Origin of the sequence: Micromonospora sp. NPDC048935 (genome assembly GCF_043197875.1) — a bacterium.
In the GTDB taxonomy this organism is placed as follows: Bacteria; Actinomycetota; Actinomycetes; order Mycobacteriales; family Micromonosporaceae; genus Micromonospora.
On the sequence record NZ_JBICTZ010000001.1, the window covers coordinates 911,051 to 930,123 of the forward strand.

Genomic DNA, 19,073 nt, shown 5'->3' on the forward strand with positions numbered 1-19,073 from the left:
CTGCGCGGGTGCCCGCGCCACATGGCCCCGCGCGGGTGCCCGCGCCACATGGCCCGGCCGGCTACCCGGGTGCCACGGGTGGGTTGGCCGGCCCGCCGAGGCGCTGCACCAGCTCCCGTACCGCCTCGGTGAACGCCTCGTCCGCCTCGTCCGGCCAGTGGCCGTGGATGGGTGGGGGAACGCTGTCGCCGGCCGGCGTGACCACGTCGCGGGGATCGCGTTGTCGGCGATCCACGGCGTCCGCCGGGTCGCCCTCCGTGGCCCCCGGGGGTGACCGGTGGGCGGAGAAGACCCAGCCGCCGATGGGATCGGTGTCCCGCCACAGGTTCACCCAGCGCCAACCAACCCGACGGCCGATGTCGTGCAGCGCCGCATCGTCGATGTAGGCGGGGAAGAGTCGCGCGTAGAGGCGACGCAACGGCGACCCGTGGGTGAGCAGGGCGACGCGACAGCCGACCTCCGGCGGCAACTGGAGCACCGTCGCGGCGAGCAGGACCGAGCCGTGGCTGTGCCCGGTGAGCAGCACCGGATGGCCGCTCTCGACGAGGTACGTGACGCGGCGGGTCAGCTCCGGTACGGCCCGTTCGGCGTAACACGGCGGCGCGAAGGGATGGGCGGCTCGGGGCCAGAAGGTGCCGAGGTCCCAGAGAACGCCGACATGCCGCCGGAACGGGATGGTCCGGTAGGCGAAGACACTGCCGACGACCAGGCCGATGATGATCGCGGCGATCAACCAACTGCCGAACGCGATGCTGAAGGTGACCGCCTCCGCCGGCAACCCGATGTTTCTCTCGACGACGTCGCTCGGGAACTCTCCCAGCAGGCCGATGGTGGTGGTGGCCGTGGCGAGCCCGGCGAGGCAGCCGAAGAGCACCGCCAGCGACACCAGTTTCTCGGTGAACCGGGCCCGAGCTATCGCGTCCCGGACCTGCCGGAGTCGGGGCCGGACCTGGGCCGGCGGGTTCGGGTGGTCGCGCGCGACGATCGCCGCGGCGTCGCGCCGACGGCGACGGCGGGTGAGCACGATGACCAGACCGGCGACGGTCAGCGTGATCAGCACCGCCCGGAGGAAGCCGAAGATCACCCAGGTGTACGCGCGGGGCGGGCCGGCGGCGATGCCCGCACCGGTCGGCAGGTCACGGTCGAGGAAATCCGCCGCCCGGTAGACCAACGCCGCGGAGTACGCCACCGCCACGCTGATCCCGGCCGCCGCGATCGCGAGCGCGCCCAGCCCGAACAGCGGCGTGGCCCCTCGGCGCCGGTCGCGGCGCCTCAGCAGCACCGCGCCCAGGGCGGTCAGCAGGGTCGTCTGGGCGACGAAGAGCCCGGCCAGGGTCGTGTCGTAGCCGGGCAGTCCGTGGCTTTCGTCCCATGGTTGCGGGCTGGCCAGCACGTGGGCCAGCACGAGGACGGTCAGGGCGATGGCGGCGGTCCGCACCGCGTTGGTGATGCCGTCGAGTCGCCGATCGGTGGCAGCCCGGTCGATCAACGGGGGAGTGCAGAGCGATCCCACGCAGGCGGCCAGGACCACCGCGGTGGCCACCGTCAGGGCGACGCCGGTGGCGGTGGCACCGGTGGCGACCCGGGCCAGGAGCAGGGTGAGGTCCAGCGTCGCGAACGCGGCGGCGACGTGGATCGAGCGCAGTCGGCCGACCAGCGGCTCGGCGTCCCACTGACCGACCTCGCCGAGCCGATGCCCGGAGACCTGCTCGGGTGCGCGGAACGCCTCGAACGTTCGTCCCGGGCGGTTGCTGATCCGCCAGATCAGGCCGATCGCGGTGGCCGGGACCAGCGCGAGCACCGCCAGTCGGAGCCCGACCGGCCGCCCGCTCAACCAGGACAGCCAGCTACGCCCGTCGAGGCAGTTCGACGAGTTCAGACACTTCCAGCCGACGAGGTCCAGGGCGACGCCGGCGATGGCGAGCACGTAGAGCGCGGTGAGCGTGAGCGCCAGCAGCCGGCACAGCGACCTGACCATCGCCTCGGAACCGGAGTTCGCGGGGCGCATCCAGATCGCCACGTTGACGAGCATGAACGGCAGGAGGAAGACCAGCCCCAGGGCGCGGGTCACCGTCCCGGAGGGCAGGTCACCCCAGCGGTACGCCTCCAGCGTCACCCCGGGGGCACCGGCGTTGCCCGAACACCGGGGGCGTTGCCGGTAGAAGCCGCCGCTGCGGTCGCCCGCCACCTGCGCGGTCTGCCCCAGGTCCAGCACCTCTTCGGCGTTCGCGCCGGAGACTCCGTGCACCCGCAGCTCCACGACGTCGCCGGAGAGGTCCGGCCCGCTCAACCGCGCTGATCCATCCGACGTCCCCCCGCGGCGTCTCGGCAGCCCTCTGACTCGATCCATCCGAGGCCAGCCCTCGCCAGCACCGTGGCCGGGGCCACCACCCGGACGGCGGCAGAGCGCGGTCTACCCGAAGCGGACGACCTCAATCGCGACGGGCCCGGCGTACCCCGGGAGGCGCGACGGGTCCGGCGTACCCCGGGAGGATCGCCGTGGTGGTGCGGCCCCGTTCGCGCGGTCGTCGGCTGGCCGACGCGCGCGGGCGTGGGGATTGATCGGGCCCTGGCGGGGTAGGTGCCGCCATGGTCGCTGCCGGTCGGCACGGAGCGGACCGGCGCGCTCCGCTCGTGGTCCGACTGTGGGACCGCACGATGGCCACGCTGCGCGAGCGGTTCCGTCGGGTACGGGCGATCGGCGGGCTCGCGGTGCAGGCCGGGCTGGCCGCGGCGCTGGCGTGGTTCGTGGCGCACGACCTGTTGCAGGTGTCGCAGCCGGTCTTCGCGCCGATCTCCGCGGTCTCGACTCTCGCCGCGTCCGTCGGCCAACGCCTCCGCCGCACCGTCGAGCTGATCATCGGTGTCACCGTCGGGGTGCTGATCGGCGATCTGCTGCTCCTGGTGATCGGCACCGGCTGGTGGCAACTCGTCCTGATTGTCGTGCTCGCCATCGTCGTCGCGTTGTTCCTCGCCGGCAGTGCGGCGGTGGTGATCCAGGCCGGGGCGACGGCGGTGCTCATCACCACGCTCAGTCCGTCCGTTCGTGACCTGGAGATCCCTCGGTTCGTGGACGCGCTGGTCGGGGGAGGTCTGGCGCTGCTGGTCACCGCCGTGCTGCTGCCGCTGAACCCGCTGCGGGTGCTCAACCGGGCCGCGCGGCCGGTGTTGGATCTCCTCGGGGCCCAACTCGGCGCGACCGCCGACGCGCTGGCCGCGCGTGACGCCGCCCGTGCCCGTGCCGCCCGCAGCGCGCTGCGGCAGAACAAGGGCCAGTTGCAGGCGTTCGTCGAGGCGACCCAGGGCGCGCGGGAGGCCAGCACCCTGTCACCGGTGCACTGGCGCGAGCGGCACGGGCCGGTGGGCCGGTACGCGCAGGCGGCGGAGCCGGTCGACCGGGCGATGCGCAACAGCGGAACCCTCATCCGGCGATCGGTGACGCTGATCGAGGACGGCGAACCGGTCCCGGAAGCGCTGCCGCAGGCGGTGGCCGATCTCGCCGACGCCGTCCGGTTGCTCAAGCGGCAGTTCGCCGCCGGTGCTGAGCCGAACCGTGCGCGCGAGCAGGCGCTGCGGGCGGTTCGGACGGCCGGTCGTGCCTACCGGGAGGGAGTCGGCTTCTCCGGTGCGGTGGTGGTGGCACAGGTTCGGACGACTGTCAGCGATCTGCTGGTGGCCACCGGGTTGACGCAGGGGGAGGCGAACCACCTGGTCCGGGGCACTTTCGGTGGCCTGGAAGCGTCCGCTTCCCGCAGTGGCACCAACCGTTTGGCATCGTCATGAGCCATGCCTGTTGCACTTTGAGCCAAAGTGGTGCCATGATGGTGCCATGGAGTTGAGGTCATACGTTGAGAACCTGCGAGACGAGTTCGCTGTTGCGGCGGAGGGCGTCGATCCCGAGGCCCGGGTGCTGGCCGAACGGCTCTTCGCCCAACTGGAGGCGGCGACCCGGCTCACGTTGCTCGAAGCGCTCTCCGACGCCGCCGACGAGATCACCCGCGACCTCGCCCCCGGCTCGGTGCACGTCCGCCTGCGGGGGCGCGAGCCGGACTTCGTGGTGACACCGGCCAGCCCACCCGTCGACGAGGTGGGTGCGGCCAGCGGCCCACCGACGCTGTCCGCGCCCGCGCCCGACGGCGAGGACGGCGGCACCTCGCGGATCAACCTTCGGCTCCCCGACCACCTCAAGGCCAGCGTCGAGGAGGCCGCCGGGCGTGCCGGGCTCTCGGTCAACGCCTGGCTGGTGCGCGCTGTCGCAGGTGCCATCGGTGCCGGTGACACGGAACGTCGTGCACCCCGCCGGGCGGAGCCGCGCTCCGGCCAGCACGTCACCGGCTGGGCTCGCTAACTCTCCGTACCCCCTCCTTTTCTCACGCCGCTGACCAGCGGCGACATTCGCCGACCACCCTTCGGGAGACCACCATGCCTGTTTTCGACACGCCAGAGCCCATCGCCGTCCAGATCGAGTTGCCCGTCGGGGATGTCTGGATCAGCGCGACCGACCGCACCGACACGGTGGTGACGGTGCGGCCCCGCGACCCGTCCAGCAGGGCCGACGTGAGCGCCGCGGAACAGACCACCGTCGAGTACGCCGCGGGACAACTGCTGATCAGGGTGTCGAAGAGCTGGCGTCGCTACGGCTTCGGCCCCGGGCCCTCGGTCGACGTCCTGATCGAGTTGCCGGCCGGGTCGCGAGTGCACGCGCAGTCGTCCTGGGCGGCGTTCCGCTGCGAGGGTCGGCTCGGTGCGTGTCACATCAGGACCGGGAGTGGGATCCGGCTCGACGAGACCGGGCCGCTGGACATCGACAGCAGTCACGGCGAGGTCGCGGTGGAGCGGGTCGCGGGCTCGGCCCGGGTGAAGGTCTCGTCCGGCAAGGTGCGCATCGGCGCGGTCGACGGCCCCGCCGAGATCAAGAATTCCTCCGGTGACTGCTGGATCGGCCGCAGTGGCGGCGACGTCCGGGTCAACACCGCGTACGGCGACATCACCCTCGACACGCCGATGGCCTCGGTGACGGCACGCACCGCCTACGGCAACGTCCGGCTGGGCGAGGTCGTCCGGGGGGCGATCGAGCTGAACACCTCGTACGGGGCCATCGAGGTCGGCATCCGTCGCGGAACCGCGGCCTGGCTCGACGTCAGTTCCAAGCACGGCCGTGTGCACAACGCCCTGGAGACGACCGACGGCCCCGCGCAGACCGACGAGACCGTCGAGGTCCGGGCGAACACCGCCTACGGCGACATCATGATCCGCCGCGCCTGATCCACCCCCACCGCGACCGCAAAAGAGGAGACCATGACCAGCTCCACGAAGCCCGCGATCGTCGCCACCGACCTGCGGAAGTCCTACGGCGACAAGGTCGTGCTGGACGGCATCGACCTCATGATCACCGAGGGAACGATCTTCGCGCTGCTCGGCCCCAACGGTGCCGGCAAGACCACCACTGTGCAGATCCTCTCCACCCTGATCAACGCCGACGGCGGCAACGCCCGCGTCTTCGGCCGCGACCTGACCCGCGAGCCCGACGCGGTACGCGAACTGATCGGCGTCACCGGCCAGTTCTCCGCCGTCGACAACCTGCTCACCGGTCGGGAGAACCTCAACCTGATGGCCGACCTGTGTCACCTGGACCGGGACGCCGGTCGGCGACGGATCGCCGAGCTGCTCGACCAGTTCGACCTGACCGACGCGGCGGGCAAGCCGGTGTCGACGTACTCGGGCGGGATGCGGCGGCGGCTCGACCTCGCGATGACCCTGGTCGGCGCGCCCCGCGTGATCTTCCTCGACGAGCCGACCACCGGCCTCGACCCGCGCAGCCGCCGGGCCATGTGGCACATCATCCGTGCTCTCGTCGCCGAGGGCGTCACCATCCTGCTCACCACCCAGTACCTGGAGGAGGCCGACCAGCTCGCCGACCGCGTCGCATTCCTCGACCACGGCCGGCTGATCGCCGAGGGCACCCCGCGCGAACTCAAGCGGCTCATCCCGGGCGGCCACGTGGTGTTGCAGTTCGCCGACCAGGACGGGCTCGACTCGGCGGCCCGGACGTTCGAGGCCGGGACCCGCGACGACGCGGCGCTCACCCTCCAGGTGCCGAGCGACGGCGGAGTCGGGTCGCTGCGCTCGCTGCTCGACCAGCTCGACGGGGCCTCGATCAGCGTGGCCGGGCTCTCCGTGCACACCCCCGATCTCGACGACGTCTTCCTCACCCTCACCGGCCAGCCCGACTCCCGGGCCGTCCGACCCGACCAGGAAAGGGCTACCGCGCGATGAGCACCGTCTCCCTCGCCGTCCGCGACTCGGGCACCATGTTGCGGCGCAACCTCCTGCACATGCGGCGGTACCCGTCGATGACGTTCCTGCTCATCGGCATCCCGATCGTCATCCTGCTGCTCTTCGTCTACGTCTTCGGTGGCACGCTCGGCGCCGGCCTCGGCCCGTCCGGCGACCGCTCCGAGTACGCCAACTACGTCACCCCCGGGATCCTGCTCATCACGGTGGTCAGCGCGGCGCAGGGCACCGCCATCTCGGTGGCGATGGACATGACCGAGGGGATCATCGCCCGCTTCCGGACGATGGCGATCTTCCGACCGTCGGTGCTCACCGGCCACGTGCTGGGCAGCCTGGTCCAGACCCTGCTCAGCCTCGCGGCCGTCACCGTCGCGGCGCTGCTGGTCGGGTTCCGGCCCACGGCCAACCCGGTCGAGTGGCTCGCCGCGATCGGCGTCCTCGCCATGATCACTTTCGCGCTCACCTGGCTGTCCGTCGCCCTCGGCCTGGTCAGCGACAGTGTCGAGACGGCCAGTAACCTGCCCATGCCGCTGATCCTCCTGCCGTTCCTCGGCAGCGGGTTCGTCCCCACCGACTCGATGCCGACGCCGGTGCGGTGGTTCGCCGACTACCAGCCCTTCACGCCCGTCATGGAGACCCTCCGCGGCCTGCTGCTCGGCACCGGGATCGGCGCCAACGGAGTCATCGCGGTCGCCTGGTGCGTCGCCATCAGCGTGCTCTGTTTCTTCTGGGCCAAGTCCCTGTACAACCGCAGTCGGGCCACCTGATCCCGACACCCGCTCGACGTCCCGCCATCGCGACGGACAGCCGGCGGCTCGGCCCACGGGGGTCGAGCCGCCGGCTGTCGAGGTCGCGCGGTACGGGCCGGCGGTGGTGCGGGCCGGGGAGGGCTTGATCGACTCGGCTTTCAAGAAGTCGGCCTGTCTTCGGCCTACGAACCCCCCGATTTTCAGGAACGCGAGTGGATCAGCGCGGCCGCGTCGTCCGTTCGGCCGGCGGGGCTCGCGGGCCGGCCCAGGCATCACCCAAACGTCGAATGTTATCGATAACACCGGCCCGTCGCGGGGCCCTGTGGTGAGCCGGCTGCCCCTCGGGGCGCTCGCTCAGGAGGCATCGCGGCGACCGGCGGCCGTGCCGGAGGTTCGACCACAGGAGCGCGGCGGCCCGGTGATGTTATCGCCAACATCATCCCGGCCCAGCACGTGACCGCCGGCAGGCGGGCGTCCCGTGGCGGGGGAGGTGCGGTACCCGTCGCCCGGCCCGTAGCGGGACATTCGGTTGGCGCCCGTTCCGTGCAGTAGCCCTCGTCCCGAGTGCCCGATCGGTGAACGACACCGGATTCACGTGCTTTGTCGCGGTCCGCTATCGACGCGCCCGAGTCGGCCCGGCTTCCGCGTTCCGTTACGGAGCTGTTGCGCCTAGATGTCTTGACGAGGCTGGATGTGAGCGTTAACACTATCCCCGTTAACGGTGGAGGTGAACATGAACCGTGTGGATGGAGCTGGCGACCGCTACGTCGTCGGTGTCGACTTCGGCACCCTGTCCGGGCGAGCTCTGGTGGTCCGTGTCGGTGATGGTGCCGAGTTGGGGACCGCGGTGCACGAGTACGGCGACGGCGTCATCAGCACGACGCTTCCGGGAGGTCGAGCGCTGCCCCCGGACTGGGCTCTCCAGAACCCGGACGACTACCGCGACGTGCTGCGGCACGCCGTCCCGGCGGCGGTGTCCGCCGCGGGGGTGGACCCCGCCAGGGTGGTCGGCATCGGCATCGACTTCACCGCCTGCACCGTGCTGCCGACGCTCGCCGACGGCACCCCGCTGTGTGAGACGCCCGAGCTGCGCGACCGACCGCACGCCTGGGTCAAGCTGTGGAAGCACCACGCCGCGCAGCCGCACGCCGACCGGATCAACGCGCTGGCCCACGAGCGGGCGGAGCCGTGGATCGGCCGGTACGGCGGCAAGATCTCCGCCGAGTGGCAGTTCGCGAAGGGCCTGCAGATCCTGGAGGAGGACCCGGAGGTCTACGACCGGGCCGAGCGCTTCGTCGAGGCGGCCGACTGGATCGTCTGGCAGCTCTGCGGCACCGAGACCCGCAACGTGTGCACCGCCGGATACAAGGGCATCCTCCAGGACGGCCACTATCCGTCCGAGGGTTTCCTGACCGCGCTCAACCCCGACTTCGGCGACTTCGTGGCCAAGCTGGACGGTCCGTTGCTGCCGCTCGGTGCCCGGGCCGGCGCGCTCACCGCCCAGGCGGCGGCGTGGACCGGCCTGCCCGAGGGCATCGCGGTGGCCGTCGGCAACGTCGACGCGCACGTCACCGCCGCGTCCGCGCAGGCCGTGGAGCCCGGTCGGCTCGTCGCCATCATGGGCACCTCGACCTGCCACGTCGTCAACGGCGCGGAGGTCGCCGAGGTGGCCGGCATGTGCGGGGTCGTGGACGGCGGCATCAGCCCCGGCGCGTGGGGTTACGAGGCCGGGCAGAGCGGCGTCGGCGACATCTTCGGCTGGTTCGTCACGCACGCCGCCCCGGCCGGCATCGACTCGCACGAACGCCTCACCGAGCTGGCCGCGAGCCAGCCCGTCGGCGCGCACGGCCTGATCGCCCTGGACTGGTGGAACGGCAACCGTTCCCTGCTGGTCAACCACGACCTCAGCGGGATGATCGTCGGCATGACGCTGGCCACCCGGCCGCAGGACATCTACCGGGCGCTGCTGGAGTCCACCGCCTTCGGCACGCGGATGATCATCGAGGCGTTCGTCGAGGCCGGCGTCCCCGTCAACGACCTGGTGATCGCCGGCGGTCTCACCAACAACGCCCTGCTGATGCAGATCTACGCCGACGTGACCAGGCGTCCGCTGAACATCATCGCCTCGGCGCAGGGGCCGGCGCTCGGCTCGGCGATCCACGCCGCCGTCGCCGCCGGTGAGTTCCCCTCGATCCACGAGGCCTCGCAGGCGATGGGCCGGGTGCACGAGGCCGTCTACCGCCCGGACCCCGAGCGGGCGCGCGCCTACGACGCCCTCTACGCCGAGTACCGGACGCTGCACGACCACTTCGGTCGCGGCGGCAACGACGTCATGCTCCGCCTGCGGGCGATCCGCAACGCGGCGGTCGAGGGCGCAGCGGCCACACCCGAGCCCGCGCTGGAAGTGGTGGTATGACCGCCGTCGGCGAGCTGCGCGAGACGGTCGCCCGCCTGCACTCCGAACTCACCCGGTACCGCCTGGTGGCCTGGACGGCCGGCAACGTCTCCGCACGGGTGCCCGGCCGCAACCTCATGGTGATCAAGCCGAGCGGCGTGGGCTACGACGACCTGTCGGCGGACACGATGGTGGTGTGCGACCTCGACGGTGTCCTCGTCGAGGGAGATTTCGCCCCGTCCAGCGACACCGCCGCCCACGCGTACGTCTACCGGGCCATGCCCGAGGTCGGTGGGGTCGTGCACACGCACAGCTCGTACGCCACCGCCTGGGCCGCGCGGGGGGAGTCGATCCCCTGCTACCTCACCGCGCAGGCCGACGAGTTCGGCGGGGAGATTCCGGTGGGTCCGTTCGCCCTGATCGGCGGCGACGACATCGGCAAGGGCATCGTCGGCACGCTCGCCGGGCACCGCTCACCCGCGGTGCTGATGCGCAACCACGGCGTCTTCACCATCGGCCGGGACGCCCGCGCGGCGGTCAAGGCCGCGGTCATGTGTGAGGACGTGGCTCGCACGGCGCACCTGGCCCGCGCACTCGGGCAGCCGGTGCCGATCGCACCGGCGGACATCGACGCCCTCCACGACCGTTACCAGAACGTCTACGGTCAACAACCAGTCCCACCGGCGGGTTCCTGACCCTCTACGGTCACACCCGACCCGCCGGTCTGCACCACCCCGAAGTAGCAGCACGCAACACCCGCGTACGCCGCTCCTTGCACATCGGCGGTTGGCGCGGTTCCCCACCACACCGAGCCAAGGAGATTCGATGCGAAAGATGCGAGTGCACTCCGCTCCGTGGCGCGCTGCCACGGTCCTCGCCAGTGTGCTGCTCGTCGGCAGCATGGCGGCCTGCGGCAACAGCGACACCGGCGGCGGCGGCACCAAGGACGACGGCAAGATCACGATGGGCTTCTCGCAGGTCGGCGCGGAGAGCGGCTGGCGTACCGCGAACACCGTCTCGATCAAGGAGGCGGCCACCGCGGCGGGGATCGAGCTGAAGTTCGACGACGCGCAGCAGAAGCAGGAAAACCAGATCAAGGCGATCCGCAACTACATCCAGCAGAAGGTCGACGTGATCGCCTTCTCGCCGGTCGTCGAGTCCGGGTGGGACACCGTGCTCAAGGAGGCCAAGGACGCCAAGATCCCGGTCATCCTGACCGACCGCTCGGTCGACTCGGCCGACAAGTCGCTCTACAAGACCTTCCTCGGCTCGGACTTCGTCAAGGAGGGCCGGCTCGCGGGTGAGTGGCTGGTCGAGCAGAAGAAGACCGCCTCGGGTCCGGTGAACATCGTCGAGCTGCAGGGCAGCACGGGCGCCGCGCCGGCGAACGACCGCAAGAAGGGCTTCGGTGAGGCGATCGCCGCCAACCCGAACCTGAAGGTCATCGCCTCCCAGTCGGGTGACTTCACCCGGGCCGGTGGCAAGCAGGTCATGGAGCAGTTCCTCAAGGCCAACAAGCAGATCGACGTGCTGTTCGCGCACAACGACGACATGGGCCTGGGTGCGCTCGAGGCGATCACCGCCGCTGGCAAGGTGCCGGGCAAGGACATCACCATCATCACGGTCGACGCCGTCAAGGATGGTATGCAGGCCCTCGCCGACGGGAAGTTCAACTTCATCGCGGAGTGCAGCCCGCTGCTCGGCCCACAGCTGATGGACCTGGCCAAGAAGGTCAAGGCCGGCGAGGAGGTGCCTGCTCGGATCGAGACCGAGGAGACCACCTTCACCCAGGCGCAGGCCAAGGAAGCTCTGCCCAACCGTAAGTACTGATCGACGACGGGGTCGCCGCGCTCGCGTGGCGGCCCCGCCGCGTCGCTCTCATACCCGCAACGGACCGGGCTCGGCCCGCGAACACCCCCGTACCACGCCCGCCCGAGCGACCCCCAGGGGCGACCGGGCGGGCGCTGCGGGCGCGTAGCGGCCCTTCCGTGTCGACAACCCAGAAGAGGTCTGATGGGATGACGGATAGCCGTCCGGTCCTGACGATGACCGGGATCAGCAAGTCCTTCCCCGGGGTGCGCGCACTCCGCAACGTCAACTTCCAGCTCCTTCCCGGCGAGGTGCACGCCCTGATGGGCGAGAACGGCGCCGGCAAGTCGACCCTCATCAAGGTGCTGACCGGTGTCTACGACACCGACGAGGGCACCATCACCCTGGACGGGGAGCCGGTCTCCTTCACCGGGCCGATGCAGGCGAACGCCGCCGGGGTCAGCACCGTGTTCCAGGAGGTCAACCTCTGCACCAACCTCTCGGTCGCGGAGAACATCTTCATCGGCCGTGAGCCCCGGCTCCTCGGCGCCGTCCGCTGGGGTGAGGTCCGCCGCCGCGCCCGCGCCCTGCTCACCCGCCTCGACCTCGACCTCGACGTCAGCGCGCCGCTCGGCTCGTACTCCCTGGCGATCCAGCAGATGGTCGCCATCGCCCGCGCCATCGACATCAAGGCCCGGGTGCTGATCCTGGACGAGCCGACGTCCAGCCTCGACGCCGGTGAGGTGGCGCAGTTGTTCCGCATCATGCGGCAACTACGCGACGAGGGCATCGCGATCCTGTTCGTGACGCACTTCCTCGACCAGGTCTACGAGATCGCGGACCGCATCACCGTGCTGCGCAACGGTGGGCTCGTCGGCGAGTACCTGACCCCCGAGCTGCCCCAGCTCTCCCTCGTGGAGAAGATGATCGGCAAGGAACTCGACATCCTCGAGGGCATCGAGGAACACTCCCGGCGTGACCTGGCCAAGCTGGAGGAGGGCACCCCGCTGGTGGCGGTGTCGGACTTCGGCCGGGCGGGGGCGGTCCAGCCGTTCAGCCTCACCATCCACGCCGGCGAGGTGGTGGGCCTGGCCGGCCTGCTGGGCTCGGGGCGTACCGAGGTCGCGCGGTTGTTGTTCGGTGCGGACCGGACCGACGGCGGTCAGGTCACTGTCGACGGCACGCCGAGCAGTCTGCGGACCCCCGCGCAGGCCATCGACCACGGCGTCGGCTTCTGTTCGGAGAACCGCCGCGCGGAGGGCATCGTCGCCGACCTGTCGGTCCGCGAGAACATCATCCTCGCCATGCAGGCGGCCCGCGGCTGGCTGCGGCCGATCCCGCGTCGTCGTCAGGACGAGCTTGTCGACAAGTACATCAAGGCGCTCAACATCCGGCCCGCGGACCCGGAGGTGCCGGTCCGCAACCTCTCGGGTGGCAACCAGCAGAAGGTGCTCCTGGCCCGGTGGCTGATCACCGAGCCGCGGCTGTTGATCCTCGACGAGCCGACCCGGGGCATCGACATCGGCGCGAAGACCGAGATCCAGAAGCTGGTGACCCAGCTGTCCGACGGGGGTATGGCGGTGCTGTTCATCTCCGCCGAGTTGGAGGAGGTGCTGCGCCTCAGCCACAAGGTGGCCGTCATGCGGGACCGCCAGATGGTCGCGCAGCTCCCCAACGACGACAGCCTCAACGCCGACCGCATCATGCAGACCATCGCGAGTGGATCCCACCGCGAGGAGGCAGACCGATGAGCGACACCGTGAGCCGCTACCGGACGATCACCGGTCACCGGCTGTTCTGGCCCGCCGCCGTGCTGGTCGTCATGCTCGCCGCGAACACGATCTACCGGCCCGGGTTCCTGTCCATCGAGCTCAAGGACGGGCACCTGTACGGCACGCCGATCGACATCCTGCGGCTGAGCGCACCGTTGATCCTCGTCGCGCTGGGCATGACCCTGGTGATCTCGACCGGTGGCATCGACCTGTCGGTCGGCTCGCTCTGCGCGATCAGCGGCGCGATCGCCTGCATGTACATCAGCAAGCAGCCCGACCAGAACAACCTCGGCGTGGTGCTGACGGCCCTCGCGATGGCGTTCGGGGTCGCGCTCGTGCTCGGCGCCTGGAACGGGGTGCTGGTGGCCGTGATCGGCATCCAACCGATCATCGCCACCCTGATCCTGATGGTCGCCGGCCGGGGTCTCGCCCAGCTGATCACCGAGGGTCAGATCATCACCATCAACTCCGAGCCGTACCGGGCGATCGGCCTGGGCCACGCGTTGACCCTGCCGCTGGCCATCTTCATCGCTCTCGCCGCGGCCCTGCTCGTCGCCGCGTTCACCAGGCGCACCGCGCTCGGCATGATCATCGAGTCGGTGGGTGGCAACGCCGTGGCCAGCCGGTTGTCCGGCATCCGGTCCGGCCGGGTCATCTTCCTCGTGTACGTGATCAGCGCCGCGTGCGCCGCCGTCGCCGGCTTCATGATGACGGCGAACGTCTCCAGCGCCGACGGCAACGCCGCCGGTCTCTGGGTGGAGCTGGACGCGATCCTCGCGGTCGTCATCGGCGGCACGTCCCTCGCCGGCGGCCGGTTCTTCCTCAGCGGCACGATCATCGGGGCGCTGATCATCCAGACCCTGACCACCACGGTGTACGCCATGGACATCTCGCCGCAGACGTCGCTGCTGTTCAAAGCGGTGGTCGTCATCGCCGTCTGCCTCATCCAGGCACCGGCCTTCCGGGCCCGGTTCGCCCGCCGCAGGCGCAGTGTTCCGCCGTCCGCCCCCATCGCCGACAAGCCGAAGGAGCAGGTGCCGGCATGACCACTGGAACGCTTACCGCCGGTCGTAACCGGTTCCGGCTGCCGAGGAAGCAGATACCGGTCCTGGCGACGCTCGCCCTGCTGCTGGTCATGTACGCCATCGGGGTGTCGCAGTACACGGCGTTCTCCAACGTGCAGGTCATCTTCAACGTCTTCATCGACAACGGCTTCCTGCTCGTCGTCGCGGTGGGTATGACCTTCGTGATCCTCACCGGTGGCATCGACCTGTCGGTCGGGTCGGTCGTCGCCATGACGGCGATGGTGTCGGCCGCGCTGCTACAGGACGGCATGCCGGCGGCACTGGTGCTCGTCATCGCCCTGCTCATCGGCCCGACGCTCGGTCTGCTGATGGGTTGCGCCATCCACTTCTTCGAGATCCAGCCGTTCATCGTCACGCTCGCCGGGATGTTCTTCGCCCGGGGCATGTGCACGTTCATCTCCGGTGCGTCGATCCCGATCACCGACGGTTTCTGGACCTCGATGTCGCAGGAGCGGATCGGTAACCCGCAGGGCAACTTCGTGTCGATCAGCGTGCTGATCGCCTTCGTCGTGGTCGCCGTCGCCGCGTACACGCTGGCCTACACCCGGTTGGGACGCAACGTGTACGCCATCGGCGGCAACCCCCAGTCGGCCCTGCTGATGGGCCTGCCGGTGGGCCGGACCCGGATCGCCGTCTACACGATCAGTGGTCTGTGCTCCGCGATCGGCGGGATCCTGCTGTCCTTCTACACCCTCTCCGGTGCGCCACTGATCGCCGTCGGCATGGAGCTGGACGTCATCGCCGCCGTCGTCATCGGGGGCACCGTGCTCACCGGGGGTGCGGGTTACGTCTTCGGAACGGTGCTGGGCGTACTGGTCCTGGGCGTGATCCAGACCCTCATCACCTTCGATGGGAGCCTCAACTCCTGGTGGACCAAGATCGTGATCGGCGGCCTGCTGTTCGCGTTCATCCTCCTCCAGCGCCTCATCGGAATCCGTTACAAGTGACCGCCCCTCTCGCGGAAGGCAACTCCATGGCACCACACACCGAACCCGAGATCTGGTTCCTCACCGGCAGCCAAGGCATGTACGGCGAGGAGACGCTCCGCCAGGTGGCCGAGCAGTCTCGCCAGATCGCGGCCGCGCTCGACGACTCGCCGCAGATCCCCGCCCGCGTGGTCTGGAAGCCCGTCCTGACCAACAGCGGTGAGATCCTGCAGGTCTGCCGGGACGCCGCCGCCCAGGGTGCCGTCGGGGTCATCGCCTGGATGCACACGTTCTCGCCGGCCAAGATGTGGATCTCCGGTCTGGACGCGTTGCAGACGCCGCTGCTGCACCTGCACACCCAGGCCAACGTTCTGCTGCCGTGGAACGACATCGACATGGACTTCATGAACCTGAACCAGGCCGCCCACGGCGACCGGGAGTTCGGGTACATCCAGACGCGTCTCGGTGTGGCCCGCAAGACGGTGGCCGGGCACGTCAGCGACCCGCGGGTGACCACTCGGATCGGGGCGTGGGCCCGCGCGGCGCTGGGCTGGTCGGCGATGCGGTCGCTGCGTCTGGCCCGCTTCGGTGACAACATGCGCGACGTCGCGGTGACCGAGGGCGACAAGGTCGAGGCCGAGCTGCGGTTCGGGGTCTCGGTCAACACCTACGGTGTCAACGACCTGGTCGAGGTGGTCGGCGAGGTCACCGACGCGCAGGTGGACGACCTGGTCAAGGAGTACGAGGACACCTACCGCATCGTCGGCGGGCTGCTGCCCGGCGGTGAGCAGCACGACTCGCTGCGCTACGCCGCGCGCGTGGAGCTGGGCATGCGTGCCTTCCTGGACGCGGGCGGGTTCCGGGCCTTCACGACGAACTTCGAGGATCTCGGTGGTCTGCGTCAGCTCCCCGGCATCGCCGTGCAGCGGCTGATGGCCGACGGTTACGGCTTCGGCGGTGAGGGCGACTGGAAGACCTCGGTCCTGGTCCGCACCCTCAAGGCGATGTCGGTGGGCGTGAGCGGCGGCACGTCGTTCATGGAGGACTACACCTACGACCTCACCCCGGGCAACGAGCTGGTGCTCGGCGCCCACATGCTGGAGGTCTGCCCGACCATCGCCTCCGACGTGCCCAACGTGGAGATCCACCCGTTGAGCATCGGCGGCCGGGAGGACCCGGTCCGGCTGGTGTTCGACGCCGCGCCCGGTCCGGCCGTGGTGCTCGGGCTGGCCGACATGGGGGAGCGCTTCCGGCTGGTGGCCAACGAGATCGACGTGGTGGCCCCGCCGCAGCCGTTGCGCCGGTTGCCGGTCGCCCGTGCCGTCTGGCGTCCGCGCCCGGACCTGCCGGTCTCGGCCGAGTCGTGGATCACCGCTGGCGCCCCGCACCACACGGTGCTGTCGCAGGCGGTGGGTGTGGAGGAGCTGCACGATCTCGCGGAGATGAGCCGGACGGAGTTGGTCGTCATCGACGCCGACACGGAGCCCCGCCGCTTCGCCGACGAGCTGCGCTGGAACCAGGCCTACTACCGGCTGGCCCGCGGCTTCTGACCCACGCGGTCCGAAACGGGTGGTCCACCCCTGCCTGCGGGCGGGGGTGGACCACCCGTTCGCGTGTGTGTCAGCAGGTCCGCGAGGCGGTTGTGTTACGCCTTGACTAACAGCATGTTATCGCTCACAGTCTATAGCCAAGATGGTCGATGTCGTGGCTGGCCCGGCCGCGCGCGTGTCCTATCCCGCGGTTTCGGCACCTCGTCACCGCGACGGTCGGGCGACCGGTGTTAGCGATCACATGGCCGGGCTTGGTCAGTTCGGTGCCCCGCCCGGTGCCGCGGACGCCGGCCCAGACCGCACGGTTCGCGTCAGCAGAGGAGGATCATGCTTTCCATCGGTCGGGTTCCCCGGGGTGCGCCACGACGGCGCGGGTTGCTGTCGAGACTCGCCGTCGCCGCGATGGTGCTGGTGGTCGGTGGCGCGGCCGCAGCGGTGGCCGCGGCGCCCGCGTCGGCGGCAACTGTCGACACCAGCGCCTGGTACGTGTTGGTGAACCGCAACAGTGGCAAGGCAGTGGACGTGTACAACATGGCCACGAACGACGGCGCGCGGATCACCCAGTGGACGCGTAACAACGGCAACCAGCAGCAGTGGCAGTTCGTCGACTCCGGCGGCGGCTACTACCGGCTCAAGTCGCGGCTGTCGGGCAAGGTGCTGGACGTCTCCGGCCGCTCGACCGCCGACGGCGGGGCGATCGTCCAGTGGTCCGACAACAACGGCACCAACCAGCAGTTCCGGTTGGCCGACTCGGACGGCGGTTACGTCCGTTTGATCAACCGCAACAGCAACAAGGTGATGGAGGTGCAGGGCGCCTCGACCGCCGACGGTGGCAACATCGTGCAGTACGCCGACTGGAACGGCACCAACCAGCAGTGGCAGCTCGTCCGCGTCGACGGCGGGGGCGACCCCACGACGCCACCGCCCACCTCGCCGCCCCCGTCGAACGGCACGTACTCGAACCCGGTGGTCTGGCAGGACTTCGCAGACGTCGACATCATCCGGGTGGACAACGCCTACTACATGTCGGCGTCCACCATGCACTACTCCCCGGGTGCGCCGGTGCTGCGCTCGTACGACCTGGTCAACTGGGAGTTCGCCGGGCACTCCGTGCCCAAGCTCGACTTCGGCTCGAAGTACGACATGAGCGGCGGCAGCAACGCGTACGTCGACGGGATCTGGGCGTCGACGTTGAACTACCGGCCGAGCAACAAGACGTACTACTGGGCCGGGTGCATCGACTTCGCGCAGACCCACATCTACACCGCGTCGGCGGTCGACGGCACGTGGAGCAAGCACACCACCATCCCCAACTGCTACTACGACGCCGGCATGCTGATCGACGACAACGACACCATGTACGTGGCGTACGGCAACGGCACGATCAGCGTGGCGCAGCTGTCCGCGGACGGGAAGTCCCAGGTCCGCGCCCAGCAGGTGTACCAGACGCCGTCGAGCATCGGGACGCTGGAGGGCGCCCGGTTCTACAAGCGCAACGGCGCCTACTACATCTGGCTCACCCGCCCGGCCAACGGCCAGTACGTGCTGAAGTCGACAAACGGCCCGTTCGGCCCGTACGAGCAGCGTCAGGTGCTGCTCAACCTGCCCGGCCCGATCTCCGGTGGCGGCGTGCCGCACCAGGGTGGGCTGGTGCAGACCCAGAACGGTGACTGGTACTACATGTCGTTCGTCGACGCGTACCCCGGTGGTCGGATGCCGGCCATGGCGCCGATCACCTGGACCGGCGACGGCTGGCCCGTGTTGCAGACGGTCAACGGCACGTGGGGCTCCTCGTACCCGAAGCCGAACCTGCCCGCGCCGCCACGAGCCGTCAAGCCGCTCACCGGCACCGACACGTTCGCCGGCACCACCCTCGGCCCGCAGTGGGAGTGGAACCACAACCCGGACAACAGCAGGTGGTCGGTCAACAACGGGCTGAACCTACAGACCGCCACCGTCACCGGCGACCTGTACAAGGCGCGTAACACGCTGACCCACCGGATCCAGGGCCCCACCTCGACGGCCACCATCGAGTTGGACTACTCGACGATGCGCGACGGTGACCGCACCGGCCTGGCGGTGCTGCGCAACTCGTCGGCCTGGATCGGAGTCCGGAAGGACAACGGGTCGACCCGTCTGGTCATGCAGAACGGGCTCACGATGGACGGCAGCTGGAACACCACGAGCACCGGCAGTGAGGTGGCGAGCACCGCCGTCTCGGGTGGTCGGATCTGGTTGCGCGCCAACGCCGACATCAGGCCGGGGTCCGGCCGGCAGGCCCGCTTCTCGTACAGCACGGACGGGGTGAACTTCACCTCGTTCGGTAACGCCCTGACGTTGGCGAACAACTGGCAGTTCTTCATGGGCTACCGGTTCGCCATCTTCAACCACGCGACGCAGGCACTCGGCGGCGCGGTCACGGTCCGCAGGTTCGACCTGACGACACCGTGACACCAGTCACACGACCATCGGTTTGACCGGTGGCGCCGACGA

The 19,073-nt window shown here is 69.9% G+C and carries 14 protein-coding genes; 13 read left to right on the forward strand and 1 reads right to left on the reverse strand.

The features are described from left to right. Window positions 1-61: 61 nt before the first annotated feature. Entirely contained in the window at window positions 62-2,290 is a 2,229-nt protein-coding gene (locus ACGFIW_RS04620; protein ID WP_393310920.1) for a hypothetical protein, read from the reverse strand. Between the two features lie 299 nt (window positions 2,291-2,589). On the opposite strand from ACGFIW_RS04620, the gene ACGFIW_RS04625 reads away from it, so the two are divergent. From ACGFIW_RS04625 to ACGFIW_RS04685, 13 genes are all read left to right on the forward strand, one after another. Then, entirely contained in the window at window positions 2,590-3,783 is a 1,194-nt protein-coding gene (locus tag ACGFIW_RS04625; RefSeq protein ID WP_393310921.1) for an FUSC family protein, read from the forward strand. A gap of 46 nt (window positions 3,784-3,829) precedes the next feature. Then, window positions 3,830-4,348, forward strand: coding sequence for a hypothetical protein (locus ACGFIW_RS04630; protein ID WP_393310922.1), 519 nt, complete (start codon window positions 3,830-3,832; stop codon window positions 4,346-4,348). A gap of 74 nt (window positions 4,349-4,422) precedes the next feature. Next, window positions 4,423-5,265: a DUF4097 domain-containing protein gene (locus ACGFIW_RS04635; RefSeq protein WP_393310923.1), complete on the forward strand. Its 843-nt coding sequence runs from the start codon at window positions 4,423-4,425 to the stop codon at window positions 5,263-5,265. Between the two features lie 33 nt (window positions 5,266-5,298). Beyond that, a complete protein-coding gene (locus ACGFIW_RS04640; RefSeq protein ID WP_393310924.1) occupies window positions 5,299-6,276 on the forward strand; it encodes an ATP-binding cassette domain-containing protein in 978 nt (325 codons plus the stop codon). Next, the gene (locus ACGFIW_RS04645) at window positions 6,273-7,061 is read left to right on the forward strand and encodes an ABC transporter permease (protein WP_393310925.1); all 789 of its coding nucleotides are present in this window, start codon (window positions 6,273-6,275) and stop codon (window positions 7,059-7,061) included. The genes ACGFIW_RS04640 and ACGFIW_RS04645 overlap by 4 nt, the downstream gene beginning before the upstream one ends. A gap of 715 nt (window positions 7,062-7,776) precedes the next feature. Continuing rightward, window positions 7,777-9,459, forward strand: coding sequence for a ribulokinase (gene araB, locus ACGFIW_RS04650; protein WP_393310926.1), 1,683 nt, complete (start codon window positions 7,777-7,779; stop codon window positions 9,457-9,459). Then, window positions 9,456-10,133, forward strand: a complete 678-nt coding sequence (locus tag ACGFIW_RS04655; RefSeq protein ID WP_393310927.1) for an L-ribulose-5-phosphate 4-epimerase — start codon at window positions 9,456-9,458, stop codon at window positions 10,131-10,133. The genes araB and ACGFIW_RS04655 overlap by 4 nt, the downstream gene beginning before the upstream one ends. Window positions 10,134-10,272: 139 nt before the next feature. Next, window positions 10,273-11,268, forward strand: coding sequence for an ABC transporter substrate-binding protein (locus tag ACGFIW_RS04660; protein WP_393311250.1), 996 nt, complete (start codon window positions 10,273-10,275; stop codon window positions 11,266-11,268). A gap of 188 nt (window positions 11,269-11,456) precedes the next feature. Then, window positions 11,457-12,998 (forward strand): sugar ABC transporter ATP-binding protein, encoded by a 1,542-nt coding sequence (locus ACGFIW_RS04665; protein WP_393310928.1) that lies wholly within the window; start codon window positions 11,457-11,459, stop codon window positions 12,996-12,998. After that, window positions 12,995-14,065, forward strand: a complete 1,071-nt coding sequence (locus ACGFIW_RS04670) for an ABC transporter permease (RefSeq protein WP_393249047.1) — start codon at window positions 12,995-12,997, stop codon at window positions 14,063-14,065. Before ACGFIW_RS04665 ends, ACGFIW_RS04670 begins: the two co-directional genes overlap by 4 nt. Continuing rightward, complete coding sequence (yjfF, locus tag ACGFIW_RS04675) at window positions 14,062-15,051, forward strand: galactofuranose ABC transporter, permease protein YjfF (protein WP_357065297.1); 990 nt, start codon at window positions 14,062-14,064, stop codon at window positions 15,049-15,051. Before ACGFIW_RS04670 ends, yjfF begins: the two co-directional genes overlap by 4 nt. Before the next feature lie 26 nt (window positions 15,052-15,077). Further along, a complete protein-coding gene (araA, locus tag ACGFIW_RS04680; protein WP_393310929.1) occupies window positions 15,078-16,580 on the forward strand; it encodes an L-arabinose isomerase in 1,503 nt (500 codons plus the stop codon). Window positions 16,581-16,907: 327 nt separating this feature from the next. Continuing rightward, window positions 16,908-19,031: a family 43 glycosylhydrolase gene (locus ACGFIW_RS04685; RefSeq protein WP_393310930.1), complete on the forward strand. Its 2,124-nt coding sequence runs from the start codon at window positions 16,908-16,910 to the stop codon at window positions 19,029-19,031. Window positions 19,032-19,073: the final 42 nt, after the last annotated feature.